The following is a 15313-nucleotide window of genomic DNA, read 5'->3' on the forward strand; positions in this document are numbered from 1 at the left end:
ATGTTCGATCCCACTGCCACCGGCCCCAACGGGGGCCGGTTCTCTCGCCGCCAGGCTCTCAGGAGCGTCAGTGCGGGCTTTGGCTACCTGGCGCTGGCCGACCTGCTCGGCCAGACCGTGCCGAAGTCGGCCCGCGCGGCGGACCAAGGGCCCTCGGCCGTCCCCGGTCCGCTCGCTCCCAAGGTCCCCCATTTTCCGGCCAAGGCCAACCGCGTCATCTTCCTGTTCATGCAGGGCGCTATCAGCCAGATGGACACCTTCGAGTACAAGGCCCAGCTCCAGCAGGACGACGGCAAGGTCGGGCCAGGGGGGGGGACCCTCACCGCCTCGAAGTTCAAGTTCAAGCAGTACGGCCAGACGGGCACCTGGATCTCCGAGTTGCTCCCCAACATCGCCAAGCATGTGGATGATTTCTGCTTCATCAAAGGGTTGCACACCGACACCCCCGCGCATCCCGAAGCCGTCATCCAGCTTCATACCGGGGCCGCGCTGGCGTCGCTCACCCGGCCGTCGCTTGGCTCCTGGTTGATGTACGGCCTGGGGACCGAGAACCAGGACCTTCCCGGTTACATCACCATCAACCCCTCACCCAACTTCGGCGGGGCCATCAACTACGGCAGCGCCTTCCTGCCCGCCCACTTCCAGGGCACCCGGATCAGCGACACCGGCTACTTGCCCAACCTCAAGGCCCAGGTGGCCACGAAGCTCCAGCGCAAACAACTCGACTTCCTCCAGTCGATGAACCGCGACCTGGGGGCCAACCCCAGCGCTCCGGAACAGCTCGACGGCATCATCGAGTCCTACGAACTCGCCTTCAAGATGCAGGGCAAGGTCCCCGAGCTGCTCGACATCTCCAAGGAGCCCGAGCACGTCCGCGAAGCCTACGGCGTGCAGGACGGCCCGGCAGGTAGCTTCGCCCGCCAGTGCCTCATGGCCCGTCGCCTCAGCGAAGCCGGCGTCCGGTTCGTCGAGATCTGCCAGCCCGGCTGGGACCAGCACACCAACCTGCATCAAGACTTGATCAAGAATAGCAAGGCCGTCGACCAGGCGACCTCGGCGCTGCTGACCGACCTGGGCCAGCGGGGCATGCTCGATGACACGCTCGTGATCTTCGGCAGCGAGTTCGGCCGCCTCCCGACCGCGCAAGGGCCCGACGGCCGCGACCACAACATCACCGGCTACCCCATGATCCTGACCGGCGCCGGGGTCAAGAAGGGCTTCACCTACGGGGCGACCGACGAATACGGTCAGACCGCCGTCGAAGGACGCATGCACACAAACGACCTGCACGCCACCCTCCTCGCCCTGCTGGGCCTCGACCACGAGCGCCTGACCTACCGCTACGCCGGCCGAAACTTCCGCCTCACCGACGTCGCCGGCAACGTCGTCCGCGAGATCTTCGCCTGACCTCGGTCGATAACTCACAGCACGACAATCTCCAGAGACACGGTGGCCGACTCTCCTTCGGCCACCGTGTCTCTTGCTTTTTTCGAAGAGGGAACTTAACCACGAATGACACAAATAACACGAATAGATAAAAATAAGAAAATTTGTTATTTTGTATTTTTTTTATTCGTGTTATTTGTGTCATTCGTGGTTAAAATTTTCCCTTTCCCAAGTGTTCGGGTCGCCCGAGACGAATCCGGCAGCGGATCCATTTCTTTTTGGTTTGCATCGACTGTTGTGTGGTTAGGAGTCCCCAAGGTATCTCCTGCAACATTCGGCCCCGATTGCACTTAAGGGGTGACTGTAACCGGCGGCTCGCCGTCATTTGTTTGTGGTGGGCATTGCGAATGCTGCGAATATTGCGATTGTTGCGAATAGATGGTAAGATGACGAGTGAGCCTGGGTGCCAGACCCCCCATTGGGGAGAAATCACGTCATTTGAGGAGGCTGAAGCATGTCGGTTTTGCGTGCGACTCGACCGGCGCTTCGTCGGCCGACGGAGTCGGAGAGCCGGATGGCGCTTGAGTCCAGCCGACGATTGGGGGCCGTGGTTGCGGATCTGGATCAGCCGGGGGAGGATGGTTCCGGTCAAGGTGGGGCGGAAGTTGTCGTGCAGGTCAAGGGCCAGGGTGCAAGCGAGTCCTTGACGATCCCGTTGTCGGCCCTCACTCTGCTTCGCATGATCCTTGAGGAGATGGCTCAAGGGAATGCGATTACAATCACGCCCGTGCATGCCGAGCTGACAACCCAAGAGGGAGCCGATCTACTCCATGTCTCTCGCCCCTTTTTGATCAAACTCCTTGAGGGGGGCGAGATCCCTTACCGGACGGTTGGACGGCATCGCCGAGTGCGGTTCGATGACCTGATGGCTTACAAGCAGCACACGGATGTTGCAAGAGCCAAGGTGTTGGACGAACTGGTGTCGCAGGCGCAGGAACTCGACATGGGTTACTGATTCGATGACGACGTTCACGGCTGTTTACGACGCCTGTGCGCTGTATCCCGCTCCACTCCGCGATTTGCTGATGCAGCTCGCTTTGACCGACTTGGTTCGCGCACGTTGGTCGGACATGATCCATGAGGAATGGATACGCAACGTCCTTATGTAACGGCCCGACTTGAAAAGGACGCAGTTGGAGTTCACTCGCGATTTGATGAATCGCCACGTCCGTGACGGTCTGGTGACCGGCTTCGAAAACCTGATTCCGAATCTCTCTTTGCCGGATCCGAATGACCGGCACGTGTTGGCTGCTGCCATTCAATGCGGTGCTGGCGTCATCGTGACCTTCAATCTCAAGGACTTTCCGTCCGAATCTCTCGATCCTTACGGGGTTGAGGCACGGCACCCCGATGAATTTATTGCAGACTTGCTTGATCTGAATGCATCGGCGGTCTGTACTGCGATCAAAACCGTGCGTGCCCGGCTTGCCAGGCCTCCGAGAACGGCTGAAGAGTATCTGGAAACGCTGGAACGTCAGAGACTCACTGAAACGGTTGCGGCTCTGCGTGACTATGTCGGGCTCATCTAAAAGATGATCCGGGCGGCCGGTGGCGGCTGACGATTAAATTTCAGAATTCTTGATTTGACTATTGGGTTGGTTGGCCCGATGATATTCGGCTCGGTCCTGAGGCTTCGGGATCGCTTGCACGTCGTCGGTACGCTTACTTTTGAATGAAAATTCGTCGGAGCGTGATGTAATGAAACGAACGCTTCTTTGTGTTGTCGTCGTCATCGCCTGTTTCCACTTTGGTTTCATGTTCCTGGAAGCGTTCGCGTGGTCTACGCAATTTGTCCGGTCGCTTACACACCTCAGCGAGAGCGCCGCTCGAGAGACGGTCGGAGTCGGCAGGAATATGGCACTCTCCAATGGTTTTCTCGGGGTGGCGCTATTGTGGGCGACGTTTGCATTGAGGGAGCGGGAAGCCTACTCCGCCCAATGGGTCTTGCTCTCATTCATCGTCGTTGCCGGGGTCGTCGGGGCGGTTACGATGCGGAATTATCGGATCTTTGTGATGCAGAGCTTGCCCGCTCTGGTGGCGCTCGGGATGAGCTGGCTCGCTCGCCCCTACGCGAGGACCGAAGACCAGGCGATCCAGCAGATCATCGAGATCGAGCGCCAGATCCTCGCAATCAACGCGATGAATCCTCGGGCGATCCCCGAGACTGCCAAAGGAGCGGTGCCACGGGGACAGCACCCGAAGCTGCTCGGACTTGTCGAAGCCAAGTTGATCGTTGCCGACAATCTCCCCAAGGAGATGAGGGTCGGTGTTTTCAAGGAACCTGGCAAGTCCTACGACGCTTGGATTCGGTACTCGAATGCTCGCAACCTCGACGACCGAGATCCTGGCGGTCATGGAATGGCGATCAAGCTTTTCAATGTGGCTGCGGAAACGGAGTCATCCAACGTCACCCAGGATTTCGTGCTCTTCGACTCGCCGGTCTTTTTTGTCGGCAACCCCTTGCAATACGTCGAGTTTGAGGAGGCGACACTGCGGGCTCATGGAAAATCCCGATCTGAAACGAGAATTGCGTTCTTGCTTAATTACTATTGGAGGCATAGGAAGCAGCTCAAGAATCTACGTAATGCGCAGCGTAGTGACGTGATCGACCCACTCGCGATTCGCTATTGGAGCATGACACCCTACCAGTTTGGCTCGGCCGTGGTGAAATACTCTGCGAAGCCTGTTGGCGAAGGAGCGGTCCCTGTCGTTGTCGAGCGATCAAAGGATATGCTCCGCGAGGCCATGAAAGTACGACTTGGCCGTACCGATGCGGAGTTTGTGGAGTTCGAGTTCCAGGTGCAAGTTCAGACCGATGCCCGTTCGATGCCGGTCGAAGACCCGACGAAAGAATGGGACGAAGCGGTCTCGCGGCCAATTACCGTGGCTCATCTCCGGATTCCGACGCGCCAGCCTTTCGACACGGAGGAAAGGAATCTGATCGCGGAGAACCTCTCCTTCACTCCTTGGCATGCGCTCCACGGCCACAGGCCGCTGGGGGGGATCAATCGTGTCCGGCAGGCCGTCTACGAATCGTTATCCGAATTCCGGCACGCTTTAAACCACGTACCTCGCCAGGAGCCGAATCCGCCGACCCAGGCCAGGTAATCCAATGGTTCAAAGTTCACGCGAGCCCTGAGAACCGACCTTATCCGCTGGCTCTTGGATGAGACGGCCCCCAAGTTCAAGTCTTCGGAGGGAGGGAGGCTTCGTGGTCGATTGCCCCTGTTGCTTGAAGATCACTGAGGCGATAGATTCGGATCGTTCTGCCGATACGAGCCAGAGGCTTTAGAAACGGCAGGGCAAGCTGTTGTTCGTCAGAGATCGAAGGATAGTTTTGCCCGATGGTGACGGAGTTTTCGCTCTCGTAGCCGAAAAGCATGTCAACACTGATCGCCAAGTAGGCGGCGCGCTCGCCGGGCGTTGATTGCGGAAGGGCGGCCGGCGGGGTCAAACCGTACGGATCGCCCGTCCCCAAGCCGTAGACGCGGACCAAGGTGCTCTCCTCGCGAGCGTGGCGCGAGACCCAGCCGCCCAGGCGCGCGAGGTCTTGCCCCCAGTCCAGGGAGTCGCCGATCAGGGCAGGGCGGCCGCTCCAGCGCTCCCACGCCCAGGAGGCCTCGTTAGACCAACCCAAATGGTCGGGTAATCCGACGGCGGTGGCGGCGAGCAGCCAGATAAGGAGGACGCCGGTGATGCGCCGCATGACCCGCGACCGGTCGCGAAAGGCGTATCCGACCCAGACGCACAAAAGGGCCATCGAGGGGACCAAATAACGGAACGCGGCGTTGGTCCCCGTCCCCGTTGAGGCGGCGACGGCGAGACTGGATTCGGCGGCGGGGATGAGCAGGCAGAGGCTCGCCCAGATGATCGTGGAGTCGGCGGTCTGAATCGCTCTCGGTATGCGAACGATCGCGAGCGCGAACAAGGCGAGCACGGGCAGGGGGGTCTTGAGCAAGAAGGCGGCGGGATACCAATACCACCATCCTCCAAGCTGAGTCCGGCCAAGCAGGTATGCCGACTGAACGCGCTCGACGTCCGCGAGTTGAAAGTCGAGCCCGCGGAGCAACTCGAGCGGGATCGGCAAAGGGATCCGAAGCAGCCAGCTCGTTGCGCGCTGACTCTGTAAATCAAGGATCCCCCGCGCGAGGGAAGACCGGCCGGATTGCCAGTCCGCCAGACGAAAGCCCACGTCCTGAAAGAGATAGAGGGCGTTGATGGCGACGACGCTCATCGTCAGAAGGATGAGGATGCAAGCGACGAACCGGGCGGGTGGGATGGGCCCAGGGCGTGGCTCGAGGTCTGCGGGACCGCGAAGCTGGATCGCACGAACGAGAAGGAGCAGTCCCCAGCAGGGGTAGAGCATGAGCAGCGTGAACTTCGTCGCCACGGCCAGCCCCAGCACGAGCCCGGCCCAGATCGCGAGCGGGATGGTCGGTTTGATGAGGAAGGCCCAAAACGTGCGGGCCGCCAGGAGCAACGTCACTGCCGAGAGCATGTCGGAGGTGATGAGCGAGCCGTGCGCCAGAATCGGCGGCGTCCAGCACCAGACGCAGAGTGAGGCGATTCCCGGCCAGGGGCCGAACAATCGCGTCGACCATTCGCAGACGAGACAGCCTCCGAGTACCGTCATGAGGATGGGGAGCAACCGGGACCAACGATAGACGTCCTGGTATCGCGCGACCTGCTGGCTCTGGAAGATCCGGCCCAACTCCCATTCACGTCGCGATTGGATGTCGGAGTCGAACGCTTCGGGGTAATCGACCCGAACTCCGGCGAGATAGGCGGGCAGCGCGTAGAGAAGCTTGCTCACGGGGCCGCAGACGCGGTAGATCCCCAACGACCCGCGCTGCCAAGCGGCCAGGCCGGCGGGAAGCTGGGCGAACTCGACCACGGTTGCCGAATGGCCCCACGCGCCGGGGAGCATCAAGCCGACCGAGCTGGCCAAGATCGCGGCCCGCAGCCAATGAAAGCCGAGTGCACTCTTCCCGGTCTCCCCGCGCTTCGTGTCCGGCGTTCGGCCGGGCTCGTTCACGTCTCCGGCTTGACCGGCTTGATTCATCGGAAAACCACCCTTTATCGTGAACACCGCTTGTCAAGCAAGTTTTACCACTCTCGTGATTTGGCCGTCAATCGGTGGAATCGTCCTCTGCCGGCGGCCCAGCGGTTCCTACAGTCGGGGTTAGCGGTCGGCGCGGCTCACCGGCCCGAATTCACTTTCCAGAGTGTGCCGGAGAGTCCTTCGGTGGTCACGGTGTAGCGGATTTCGTCGTTCTTGAAGCCGAGGGCCATCGGCCGGACGACTTCGGGGAGGACGACCACGTCGTAGAGTTCGTCGATCGGGCCCTGGATGTCCAGGCTGTGGACGATTGCGCCGGAATCGAGATCCACCACGATCAGGCCGCAGCGGGGTGCGATGCCTTCGCGAATCAGGCGGGCGTCGAGGTTGAGGCCGCCGAAGACGCCGCCTTGCCTGGGGCGTGAGAGGCCGATCACCGCGTAATGATCCACGAATGCGAGGCCCCGCGCGTATCCCGGGCAGACGGTAATCGGGGTGAACTCGGGCCGGCTGGGATTCACCCAGCCGAACGTGCCGTTGCCGGAGTCGAGGAGCCAGAGCCTGTCGCGATACCAGCGGGGGGAGTGGGGCATCGACAGCCCTTCCACGAGGATCCGTTCGCGCAAGACGTCGATGACCACTCCCCCCTCGCGTTGTCGGTCGCGCCACCCTTCGGCGTGATTGGTGCAGGCCGACGCGGTCACGTAACGCGGCTGGCCGTCGACCATCGCCAGGCCGTTGAGGTGGCAGCGGTCCTCGGGGGCCAGCCGATCGATGAACCAGGGCTTCCAGAGCGACGTGAAGCTATGCTGCTCGGAGAGTGTCGCCAGGCAGCTGAACCGCGTGTTCACGAAGACCACCTGGCCCGTGACGTTCCGGGCGACGTCGTGGATGTCGAGGTCCCCGGTCGTATAGCCGGCGCGGGGCACGTAGAGCCGGTCGAATCCCTCGTCGATTTGCCCCGGGGACAGGCCGTTCTCGAACCGCCAGAGCTGATAGGCCGAGGAGAGCCAGATCGTCTGGCCGTCACTCCAAAGCCCCATGGCCCGATTGAACGTGCGCTCGAAGACCGCAAGACTGTTCTCGGGCTTGCGGCCGACGAGGAGGAGCTTGCCCGATTGATAGGTTGTGAACGCGAGGCTCAGCCGCTGGTCGCGGAGCCAGCCGGTCAAACCCGGCGAGCCGAGGACGCTAACGGGTTCCATGACGGCCGAGCTTGGCGAATTGGGATTCATGCATCCTCTGTTCTACAAGCTTTTCAAACAGGAGCAATGAATCGGTTTTACCAGGCCGGCGCTGTTGATGCGAGCCTCTGCCCCGTTCAGGTCGCGGTGTGCGATGTCCGCGAGGCTGCGGACATGGACGCGATTCCACCGGTTTGCAGCCGCTGATAGATGTCCTGGGTGGGGGCCAGCCAGACCGAGCCGGTGCCTCGGAATGTCTGGAGCAATCCTTCGCCGCTCGTCAGCGTCCCCAGCAAGCTTCTCGTCGACTTCTCGACCGAGAACTCGATCCGCCCGGTCCGCATCAGGGCGAAGTTGCCGTCTACCTGCAACGTCTCGTCCTTGAGGTCGATCCGCATCACCTCGTCTACCGGCACGGGCGACTCCAGCACGCAGATCCCGGCGCCTCGGATCCGGGTCTGGAAGAATCCTTCACCGCCGAACAAGGCCGACGACACGTTCTTCTGGACCGCCGAGCCCACGTCGAGGGTCCCCTGGCCACAGTAGAACATCCCCTTGTCGGCGATCACTTCCTCGCCGTTGAGCCGGTAGATCAAGAAGTGGCTGAAGGAGGGTTCGAGGTAGATTTGGCCCGTGCCTCGGTAGCGGGGCATGACGGCCGCCTCCTTGGTGATGAACCGGTTCATCATCGCCTTGCCGAGTCCCGACACACCGCCGATCTTGCTCTCCATCTGGATCTGACCGAGCATGAAGTGCAAGGCCCCTGACTCTGCGATCGCCTCCCCGTCACGCATCGTGATCCGGACCTGCTTGAGGCGGATGCCCGCCTGGTTGGCGAAGTAGACCGTGGCGGCCGTCTGATGGTCCTTCGCGCCGCCGAGGCTCGAGTAGGCGAGGACCTCGACCCGGAACTGATCGTCCTCGGCCGAGTCGATGACCTCGAACTTGTCCCACGCGAGGGCAGGGGCCAGCGGCGGTTTCTGCGCCGGGACGAAGACGTTGACCTCTTCGCGCGGAAGAGGCGGGGGCGCAACGGCCGTGGGCAGGGCGACCTTGTTCCGGACGCCCCGGTCGAACAACCCCGCAATCCTCGATGCCGGAACCCAGGCCCCGTTCCCTTTGCGGACCTCCGTGTCGGGACCGATCTTGCCGTCCCCAGCCTGCTGGACCAATTCCTGCGTCGAGACTGGACCGAACTCGGTGCCCATGACCCGGAAATACCACTCGGCAGCCATCGCGACTCCTTACCTGGTTCTGTTCTTCTTGCGGTTTCCCCCGCCGTGGCGAGGGGAGTGGCGCATCGTTTCGAGAAAGTCCTGAGCCGTGGGGCAGATTCTTCCTTTTGGAATGGCTTGCAGGCCTTGGGTGCCACGGGTTGTACCCCACCCGTGAGCCAAAAACCAGGGCTTCCGCTCACGGGTGGGGGACAACTCGTGGCACTTGGCAGCATTGGGTTTGGCCGTGGTCATCCATGAGAGCCGCTTGAAAAGAGAACCGCGGGTTGTCTTGAACTTGGTGATGAGGTGTAATTCTCGGCGGGAAGAAACGGGCGAGTTGATCGCCCCGCAACCACCGTGGCGCAACGGAATCATCTCTTCGGATCCACCGATGAAACTTTGGCAACCCATTGACTTGGTACGGGCCGCACTGGTGGTGGTTATCGTCGTCGTCGCGGTCACCGCGTCGGCGGAGGCCGCCGACAAGCCTGACGGGACCCGCTGGTGGTCGCACATCCGGTTCCTGGCCGACGATGCGCTCGAGGGCCGGAACACGGGAACGGAAGGGCATCGCAAGGCGGCCGCCTATGTGGCCGAGGAGTTCGCAAAGGCAGGGCTCAAGCCGGCCGGCCTCGACGGCTACTTTCAGCCGGTTCAGCTCATCTCCAGCGAGATCGACGAGAGCCGGTCCAGCCTCAGCCTGGTGCGGGCGGCCGGCACGGAACCGTTGACCCTCGGGGAGGACGCGAACATCGGCCTGCGTGTCGACCCGGCCCCGGCACTGGACGCGGAGCTGGTCTTCGCCGGCTACGGCCTCTCGATTCCCGAGGCGGGCTACGACGATTTCCAAGGGCTGGACGTCCGGGGCAAGGTGGTCGTCTACCTGGCCGGACCCCCGCCGTCGATTCCAGGCCCGTTGGCCGCTCACATGCAGTCGGCCCACGAACGAGCGAGCGTGCTGAGCCGCCTGGGGGCGATCGGCACGGTTGCGATCCCGAATCCCAAGAATATGGATATCCCTTGGGAGCGTTCGACCCTCGCGCGGCTTATGCCGGCGATGCGGCTGGCCGACCCCGCGCTGGATGAGAGCTTCGGGCTCAAGATCGGGATCGCCGTCAACCCGGCCCATGCGGACAAGTGGCTGGCCGGTTCGGGGCACACGTTCCAGGAAATCCTCGAGGCGGCGGATGCAGGGAAGCCGCTCCCCCATTTCCCGATCCCGACCCGGCTGGAAGCGAAGGCGGCCGTCAAGCGGGCCCCGGTGGAGTCGCAGAACGTCGCGGCCGTGCTGCCAGGCAGCGATCCGAGGCTCAAGGAGGAGTACGTCGTCTTCAGTGCGCACCTCGATCACCTCGGCATCGGTAAGCCGATCGACGGCGACGCGATCTACAACGGCGCGATGGACAACGCGGCGGGCATCGCCACCATGCTCGAGATCGCGACGAGCCTCAAAGAATCGGGGACGGCCTTACGACGCTCGGTCCTCTTCGTGGCCGTCACGGGCGAGGAGAAGGGCCTGCTCGGCTCGCGCTACTTCGCGACACATCCCACGGTCGACGCCCGCAAGATCATCGCGGATATTAATGTCGACATGTTCTTGCCGCTCTTTCCGCTCAAGCTGTTGACGGTCTACGGCCTGAACGAATCGGATCTGGGTGAAGACGCCACCGCCGTGGCGGAATCGGTGGGGGTTGCGTCCCAGGCCGATCCCGAGCCGAAACGGAACCTGTTCATCCGGAGCGATCAGTACAGCTTCATCCGGGTCGGTGTCCCGTCGCTGGCCTTGAAGTTGGGCTTTGGCAAAGGGTCACCGGAAGAGCGGATCGCGAAGGAGTGGCTGACGAAACGGTATCATGCGCCGTCGGACGACCTGAACCAGCCGGTCGATAAGCAGGCGGCTGCGGAATTCAACGCCCTGGTCGCGAAGCTGCTGGAGCGGGTTGCGAACCGCGATGAACGTCCGCGCTGGAAGGACGACTCGTTCTTCAAGCGATTCGCCAAGTAACCGCGCGGCCCCCCAGGAATCCGGCCTTCCCCCCCCTGGGGGGGGGACGTTTCCGGCCGGGCTAGGCTTTGGCGGTCGGGGTCATTTCGTAGTCGCGCAGGATGGTGCTCAGGAGGTCGGGGTCGACCGGCTTGACCAGGTGGTGATCGAACCCGGCTTCCTTCGACCGTTGGCGGTCGCTTTCCTGCCCCCAGCCGGTCAGGGCGATGATCCGGATCGTGGCCGACTCGGGCCGATCGCGGAGGGTTCTTGCCACCTCGTAGCCGTCCATGCCGGGCAGGCCGATGTCGAGCAGGACCAGCTCCGGCCGGAACGCCTCGGCGGCTTCGAGGGCCGCTGGGCCGTCGTGCGCGACCTCGACCTCCTGGCCGTGCAGCCTTCGCAAGAGCCTGGCCAGGCTGTTGGCCGCGTCGAGGTTATCGTCCACTACCAAGATCCGCCGGCGCGTCGGTTGCTCGGTGTCGGCGACAGCGGCATCGGGACGAGGCGGATCCTCCGGAACCCGGTGGATGGCCGAAGCGGCGGGGATGCCCGGCAGGATGGGCAGATGCACGACGAACTCGCTGCCGGCGCCCGGCCCCCGGCTGGTGGCCTCGATCGTCCCCCCGTGGAGCTCGACCAGGGTTTTGACCAGGCTCAGGCCGATGCCCAGGCCGCCGTGCGAGTGGCCCGTGTGGTGGCCGGCTTGAACGAACATCCCGAAGACGCGCGGGAGCATCTCGGGCTCGATACCGATGCCCGTGTCGCGAACACGGATCAACACGTTCTCGTGTTCGCGTTCGATGATGAGCGAAATCTGCCCCCCCGGCTGGGTGTACTTGATCGCGTTGTTGAGGAGATTCCCGAGGATTTGCTCCAGCCGCGTCGGGTCGGCCTCGAGGTGGATCGAGCGGTCGGACAGGGAGAGGCACAGGCTGTGCCCTCGTTCTTCCAGCGAGGACTTCACAGCCTCGGTCGCTCGGCCCACGATCGTGGCCAGTTCCACGACTTCCTTGCGGAGCTCGATTTTGCCTCGGTTGATTCGAGAGATGTCCATCAGATCATCGACAAGTCGAGCCAGGTGGGTCACCTGACGCTCGGCCATTGCACGCTCGCGTTCCAGGTCGTCGCAGTCCCGGTTCGCCGGCTTCATCAGGTGGAGGGCGTTGCGGATCGGGGCCAGGGGGTTGCGGAGTTCGTGGGCGAGCGTGGCGAGAAACTCGTCCTTCCGGAGGTCGGCTTCCCGCAATGACTCCACCATCCGCATCCGCTCGGTGATGTCGGTGGCGATCCCACCGATCAGCGTGTCATTGCCGTCCTGCCCCAAGATGAGGAACTTGTTGACGAGCGAGTGGTGGACGATCGCATCGTCCTGGAGGAGCGTTTCAACCACCTGGATGCCCATCTCGACGGCGAGCGCCTTGCGGTCGTTCTCGCGGAAGAGGGCCGCCGTCTCGGGAGGGAAGACCTCGTCGTCGACCTTGCCGTAAAGATCGGCTCGAGATATCTGGAAGGCCTTCAAGGCCGCCTCATTGGCGTACAGATAGCGTCCCTCGAGGTCCTTGATCCAGGCGAGGCCGGGCAGGTGCTGCATGAATCGTGAGAAACGCTGTTCGCTCTCCGCAAGCCGCTTCTCGGCCCGCTTGCGGGCGGTAATGTCGCGCGCGACCGTGGAGGCGCCGATGACGTTGTCGAACCCGTCCCTGATCGGGGAGACCTTGACCGAGACGTCGATCAGGGTGCCGTCCTTGTGACGTCGTTTCGACTCGAAATGGTCAGTGTTCATGCCCTGATGAATTTGATTCAGGGTGGCGCGAAATTCGTCGAACCGCTCGGCCGGGATCAAGAGGGCGGCCGACTGGCCGACGAGTTCTTCGGCGGTGTAGCCGTAGAGCCGCTCCGCGCCTGAGTTCCCGCTGGTGATGGTGCCGTCGAGGGTTGTGCCGAGGATGGCGTCGTCCGACGACTCGACGATCGCGGCCAGGTGGCGGCGGATTTCGTCCGCGCGCCGGCGCTCGGTCACATCTCGAAAGACGAGGACGACGCCGACGATCCGGCCCGATTCGTCCCGGATCGGGGCCGCGCTGTCGTCGATCGGTCGCTCGCGGCCGTCCCTGGCGACAAGGACGGCGTGATCGGCGAGCCCGCCGGTCGTTTCCCCGCGCAAGGCCTGGAGGGTCGGGCTCGCAATGGGCTTGCCGGTCTCCTGATTCATGATTCGGAAGACGGCTTCGAGCGGTTGTCCGGCGGCTTCGCCCGTGGACCAGCCGGTCAGTGCCTCGGCGATCGGGTTGAGGAAGTTCACGCGCCCGTCCGCGTCGGTGACGATGACGGCGTCGCCGATGCTGGCGAGCGTCACCCGGAGCCGCTCCTTCTCGACCCTCAAGGCGGCCTCGACCCCCCTGCGCTCGACGACCTCTTGCTCCAGCAGGCGCTGTTTCACGCGATCCTCCTTGGCGGCGGTCTCCGCGCGGTGGCGGGCGGCTCGAATCGTGCCCCCCATCACGGCGATCACCAGGCCGGCGATCAGGAAGGCCCCGAACCTCACCTGGCCTTCATAGCTATCGAGGAAGAAGGAGCCGTAAGGGGGCAGGATGAAATAGGTGATCACCGGGCTACAGAGGCTCATGGCCACGAGCGCGGGGCCGAACCCGCCGTACCAGGCGGCGAACACGAGCGCGGCGAAGAAGGTGGACAGCGGGAACTGGGCACCGATGAAAGGGTCCAGGACCCAGCGGACGGTCGTCGCCAGAAGGACGGCGAGGACCGCCCCTCCATAGCGAAGTAGGGGCGTGCGAGCGGGGCTCAACATGACCTGTCTGTCCCGTTGTCGGCAAGGCAGCGGACGTTTCGCTTCGACACGCCCCCCGGTCGGCCATTATTGAATATAGTAGACACCAGGCGGAGCCTGAACATCCCTGTGGCGGGCCGATGACAAGGTTTTTTTTCCCCGCGACGAAGTCGCTCCGCGCAGTCGAGAGGTCCGGATCTTCTCCAGCCGGGCGAGAGCGCCGAGCCCCCCGAGACTCCCCAAAGTTTGCACGGTTCAAAAGGGATTGCCAAGAACTGACCGGTAGGTTCTATCAATGAATTTGGGTATTTGTTATCCTTTGGTCGGTTGGTCTGACGACGAAGTGACATCGCCGGTTCCTTTCGATCCGGTCTTTGGCTGCTTTTCTCGCTTTTCCCGCCTCAACGGGTTTCAATGGAAACCCCTTTCTTCTCGACCCTGAAAGCGTTTTGCGGGTCGTTTTGCTTTTGATTCGGAGTCTGACCCTTGGGTAAGAAACTGTATGTGGGCAACCTGACCTACAACGTGAACGAGTCCGACCTGGAGGCCCTGTTCACACCGTTCGGCACGGTGCAGAGCGCCCAGATCATTATCGACCGGGACACGAACCGCTCGAAGGGGTTCGGGTTCGTGGAGATGGACACGGATGCCCAGGCCCAGGCGGCGATTCAGGGGCTGAACGACCGCGACCACGACGGTCGTAACCTGACGGTCAACGAAGCCAAGCCCCGCGAGCCGCGTTCGGGCGGCGGCGGTGGTGGTTACGGCGGCGGCGGTCGGAGCGGTGGCGGTGGTGGTGGTTACGGCGGTGGCGGCGGCGGCCGTTATTGATCGTCGGCCGGGTCGGTAGGGGCTGATTGTTCTTGCTCCTGAGCACCCGAGCGCCGGGCTTCCCGACGCTCGCGGTGGTCTCGATGAAGGCAAAGCCCTTTTCGGATCAGATCGGGCGTCACGCCCGGTCTGGTGCCTGACCCCTTGGTTCTTTCTTTTTTTTGTTTTTATAACCTCACGCCTGGCTCTTCTTTTCGTCCCGCGCCCATCTCGCAGAGCCGGTCGAGGATGGCGGCGAACAGGTCGAAGAGGGCCTTCAGTTGTGGCCCGTCCTTGAGGATTCCCACGACCTGGAAGTGCAACTCGTCCACCCCCTTGGGGAATTTGGCTCCGAACCAGCCCTCATCGTCTTTGACGGAGAGGTGGATCGTCGGCTGCGCCAGGGCCAGCGCCCGGACCTGGGGGTCGTCGAAGAGTTCTCGGACCTTGAACTCATCGGTCCCTTTGACGATGAACGCTTCGTCGAAGTCGGGGTCACCAACCTCGATATCCTGCATTCCCAGCAGCTTCCCCAACTCGCTGAAGAGCCCTTTGCGATAGAGCGTGAACCGCAATCCGTCCGGATTGACGTAGGGTGCCCGCATCCGGGTGTAGGTGATGTGGCTGTGGCCGGTGGAGACCGTGTGGGTGTCGAGCGTGATCGTCCAGGGGGCGATATAAGCCTGCACCCGGTTCCCCGACCAGAACCGGCCCTCGACGAACTCGGCCCCAATCTCATGGCTGAGTTGTCGCCACACCTCGTCCTTGCTTGGTCCGAAGATCCCCATCGGCCGTTGCTCTCCTTGTCGTTTTGGTTTTGAA

General features: G+C 62.7%; 10 protein-coding genes and 1 pseudogene. 6 read left to right on the forward strand and 5 right to left on the reverse strand.

Going from position 1 to position 15313, the window contains the following annotated elements; genetic code table 11:
* From SINAC_RS19445 to SINAC_RS19460, 4 genes and pseudogenes are all read left to right on the forward strand, one after another.
* Positions 1-1407, forward strand: a complete 1407-nt coding sequence (locus SINAC_RS19445; protein ID WP_015247315.1) for a DUF1501 domain-containing protein — start codon at positions 1-3, stop codon at positions 1405-1407.
* Positions 1408-1900: 493 nt separating this feature from the next.
* Positions 1901-2401: a helix-turn-helix domain-containing protein gene (locus SINAC_RS19450; RefSeq protein ID WP_015247316.1), complete on the forward strand. Its 501-nt coding sequence runs from the start codon at positions 1901-1903 to the stop codon at positions 2399-2401.
* A 4-nt stretch (positions 2402-2405) separates the two neighbouring features.
* Positions 2406-2975 (forward strand): annotated as a pseudogene (locus tag SINAC_RS19455) (PIN domain-containing protein).
* A 169-nt stretch (positions 2976-3144) separates the two neighbouring features.
* Complete coding sequence (locus SINAC_RS19460; RefSeq protein WP_015247317.1) at positions 3145-4554, forward strand: DUF1304 family protein; 1410 nt, start codon at positions 3145-3147, stop codon at positions 4552-4554.
* A gap of 76 nt (positions 4555-4630) precedes the next feature.
* On the opposite strand, the gene SINAC_RS19465 is transcribed toward SINAC_RS19460, so the two are convergent.
* From SINAC_RS19465 to SINAC_RS19475, 3 genes are all read right to left on the reverse strand, one after another.
* Positions 4631-6508, reverse strand: a complete 1878-nt coding sequence (locus SINAC_RS19465) for an ArnT family glycosyltransferase (RefSeq protein ID WP_015247318.1) — start codon at positions 6506-6508, stop codon at positions 4631-4633.
* A 137-nt stretch (positions 6509-6645) separates the two neighbouring features.
* On the reverse strand, positions 6646-7740 hold the full coding sequence (locus SINAC_RS19470) for a TIGR03032 family protein (RefSeq protein WP_015247319.1): 1095 nt from the start codon (positions 7738-7740) through the stop codon (positions 6646-6648).
* Positions 7741-7826: 86 nt separating this feature from the next.
* Entirely contained in the window at positions 7827-8924 is a 1098-nt protein-coding gene (locus SINAC_RS19475) for an AIM24 family protein (RefSeq protein ID WP_015247320.1), read from the reverse strand.
* 373 nt (positions 8925-9297) lie between these two features.
* On the opposite strand from SINAC_RS19475, the gene SINAC_RS19485 reads away from it, so the two are divergent.
* Entirely contained in the window at positions 9298-10911 is a 1614-nt protein-coding gene (locus SINAC_RS19485; protein WP_015247321.1) for a M28 family metallopeptidase, read from the forward strand.
* A gap of 61 nt (positions 10912-10972) precedes the next feature.
* On the opposite strand, the gene SINAC_RS19490 is transcribed toward SINAC_RS19485, so the two are convergent.
* Positions 10973-13702, reverse strand: coding sequence for a PAS domain S-box protein (locus SINAC_RS19490; protein ID WP_015247322.1), 2730 nt, complete (start codon positions 13700-13702; stop codon positions 10973-10975).
* Between the two features lie 465 nt (positions 13703-14167).
* Here SINAC_RS19490 and SINAC_RS19495 point away from each other — a divergent pair, with 465 nt between their 5' ends.
* A complete protein-coding gene (locus SINAC_RS19495) occupies positions 14168-14512 on the forward strand; it encodes an RNA recognition motif domain-containing protein (protein WP_015247323.1) in 345 nt (114 codons plus the stop codon).
* A gap of 167 nt (positions 14513-14679) precedes the next feature.
* On the opposite strand, the gene SINAC_RS19500 is transcribed toward SINAC_RS19495, so the two are convergent.
* A complete protein-coding gene (locus tag SINAC_RS19500) occupies positions 14680-15279 on the reverse strand; it encodes a hypothetical protein (RefSeq protein WP_015247324.1) in 600 nt (199 codons plus the stop codon).
* Positions 15280-15313 lie beyond the last annotated feature (34 nt).

The organism is Singulisphaera acidiphila DSM 18658, from assembly GCF_000242455.2.
Classification (GTDB): domain Bacteria; phylum Planctomycetota; class Planctomycetia; order Isosphaerales; family Isosphaeraceae; genus Singulisphaera; species Singulisphaera acidiphila.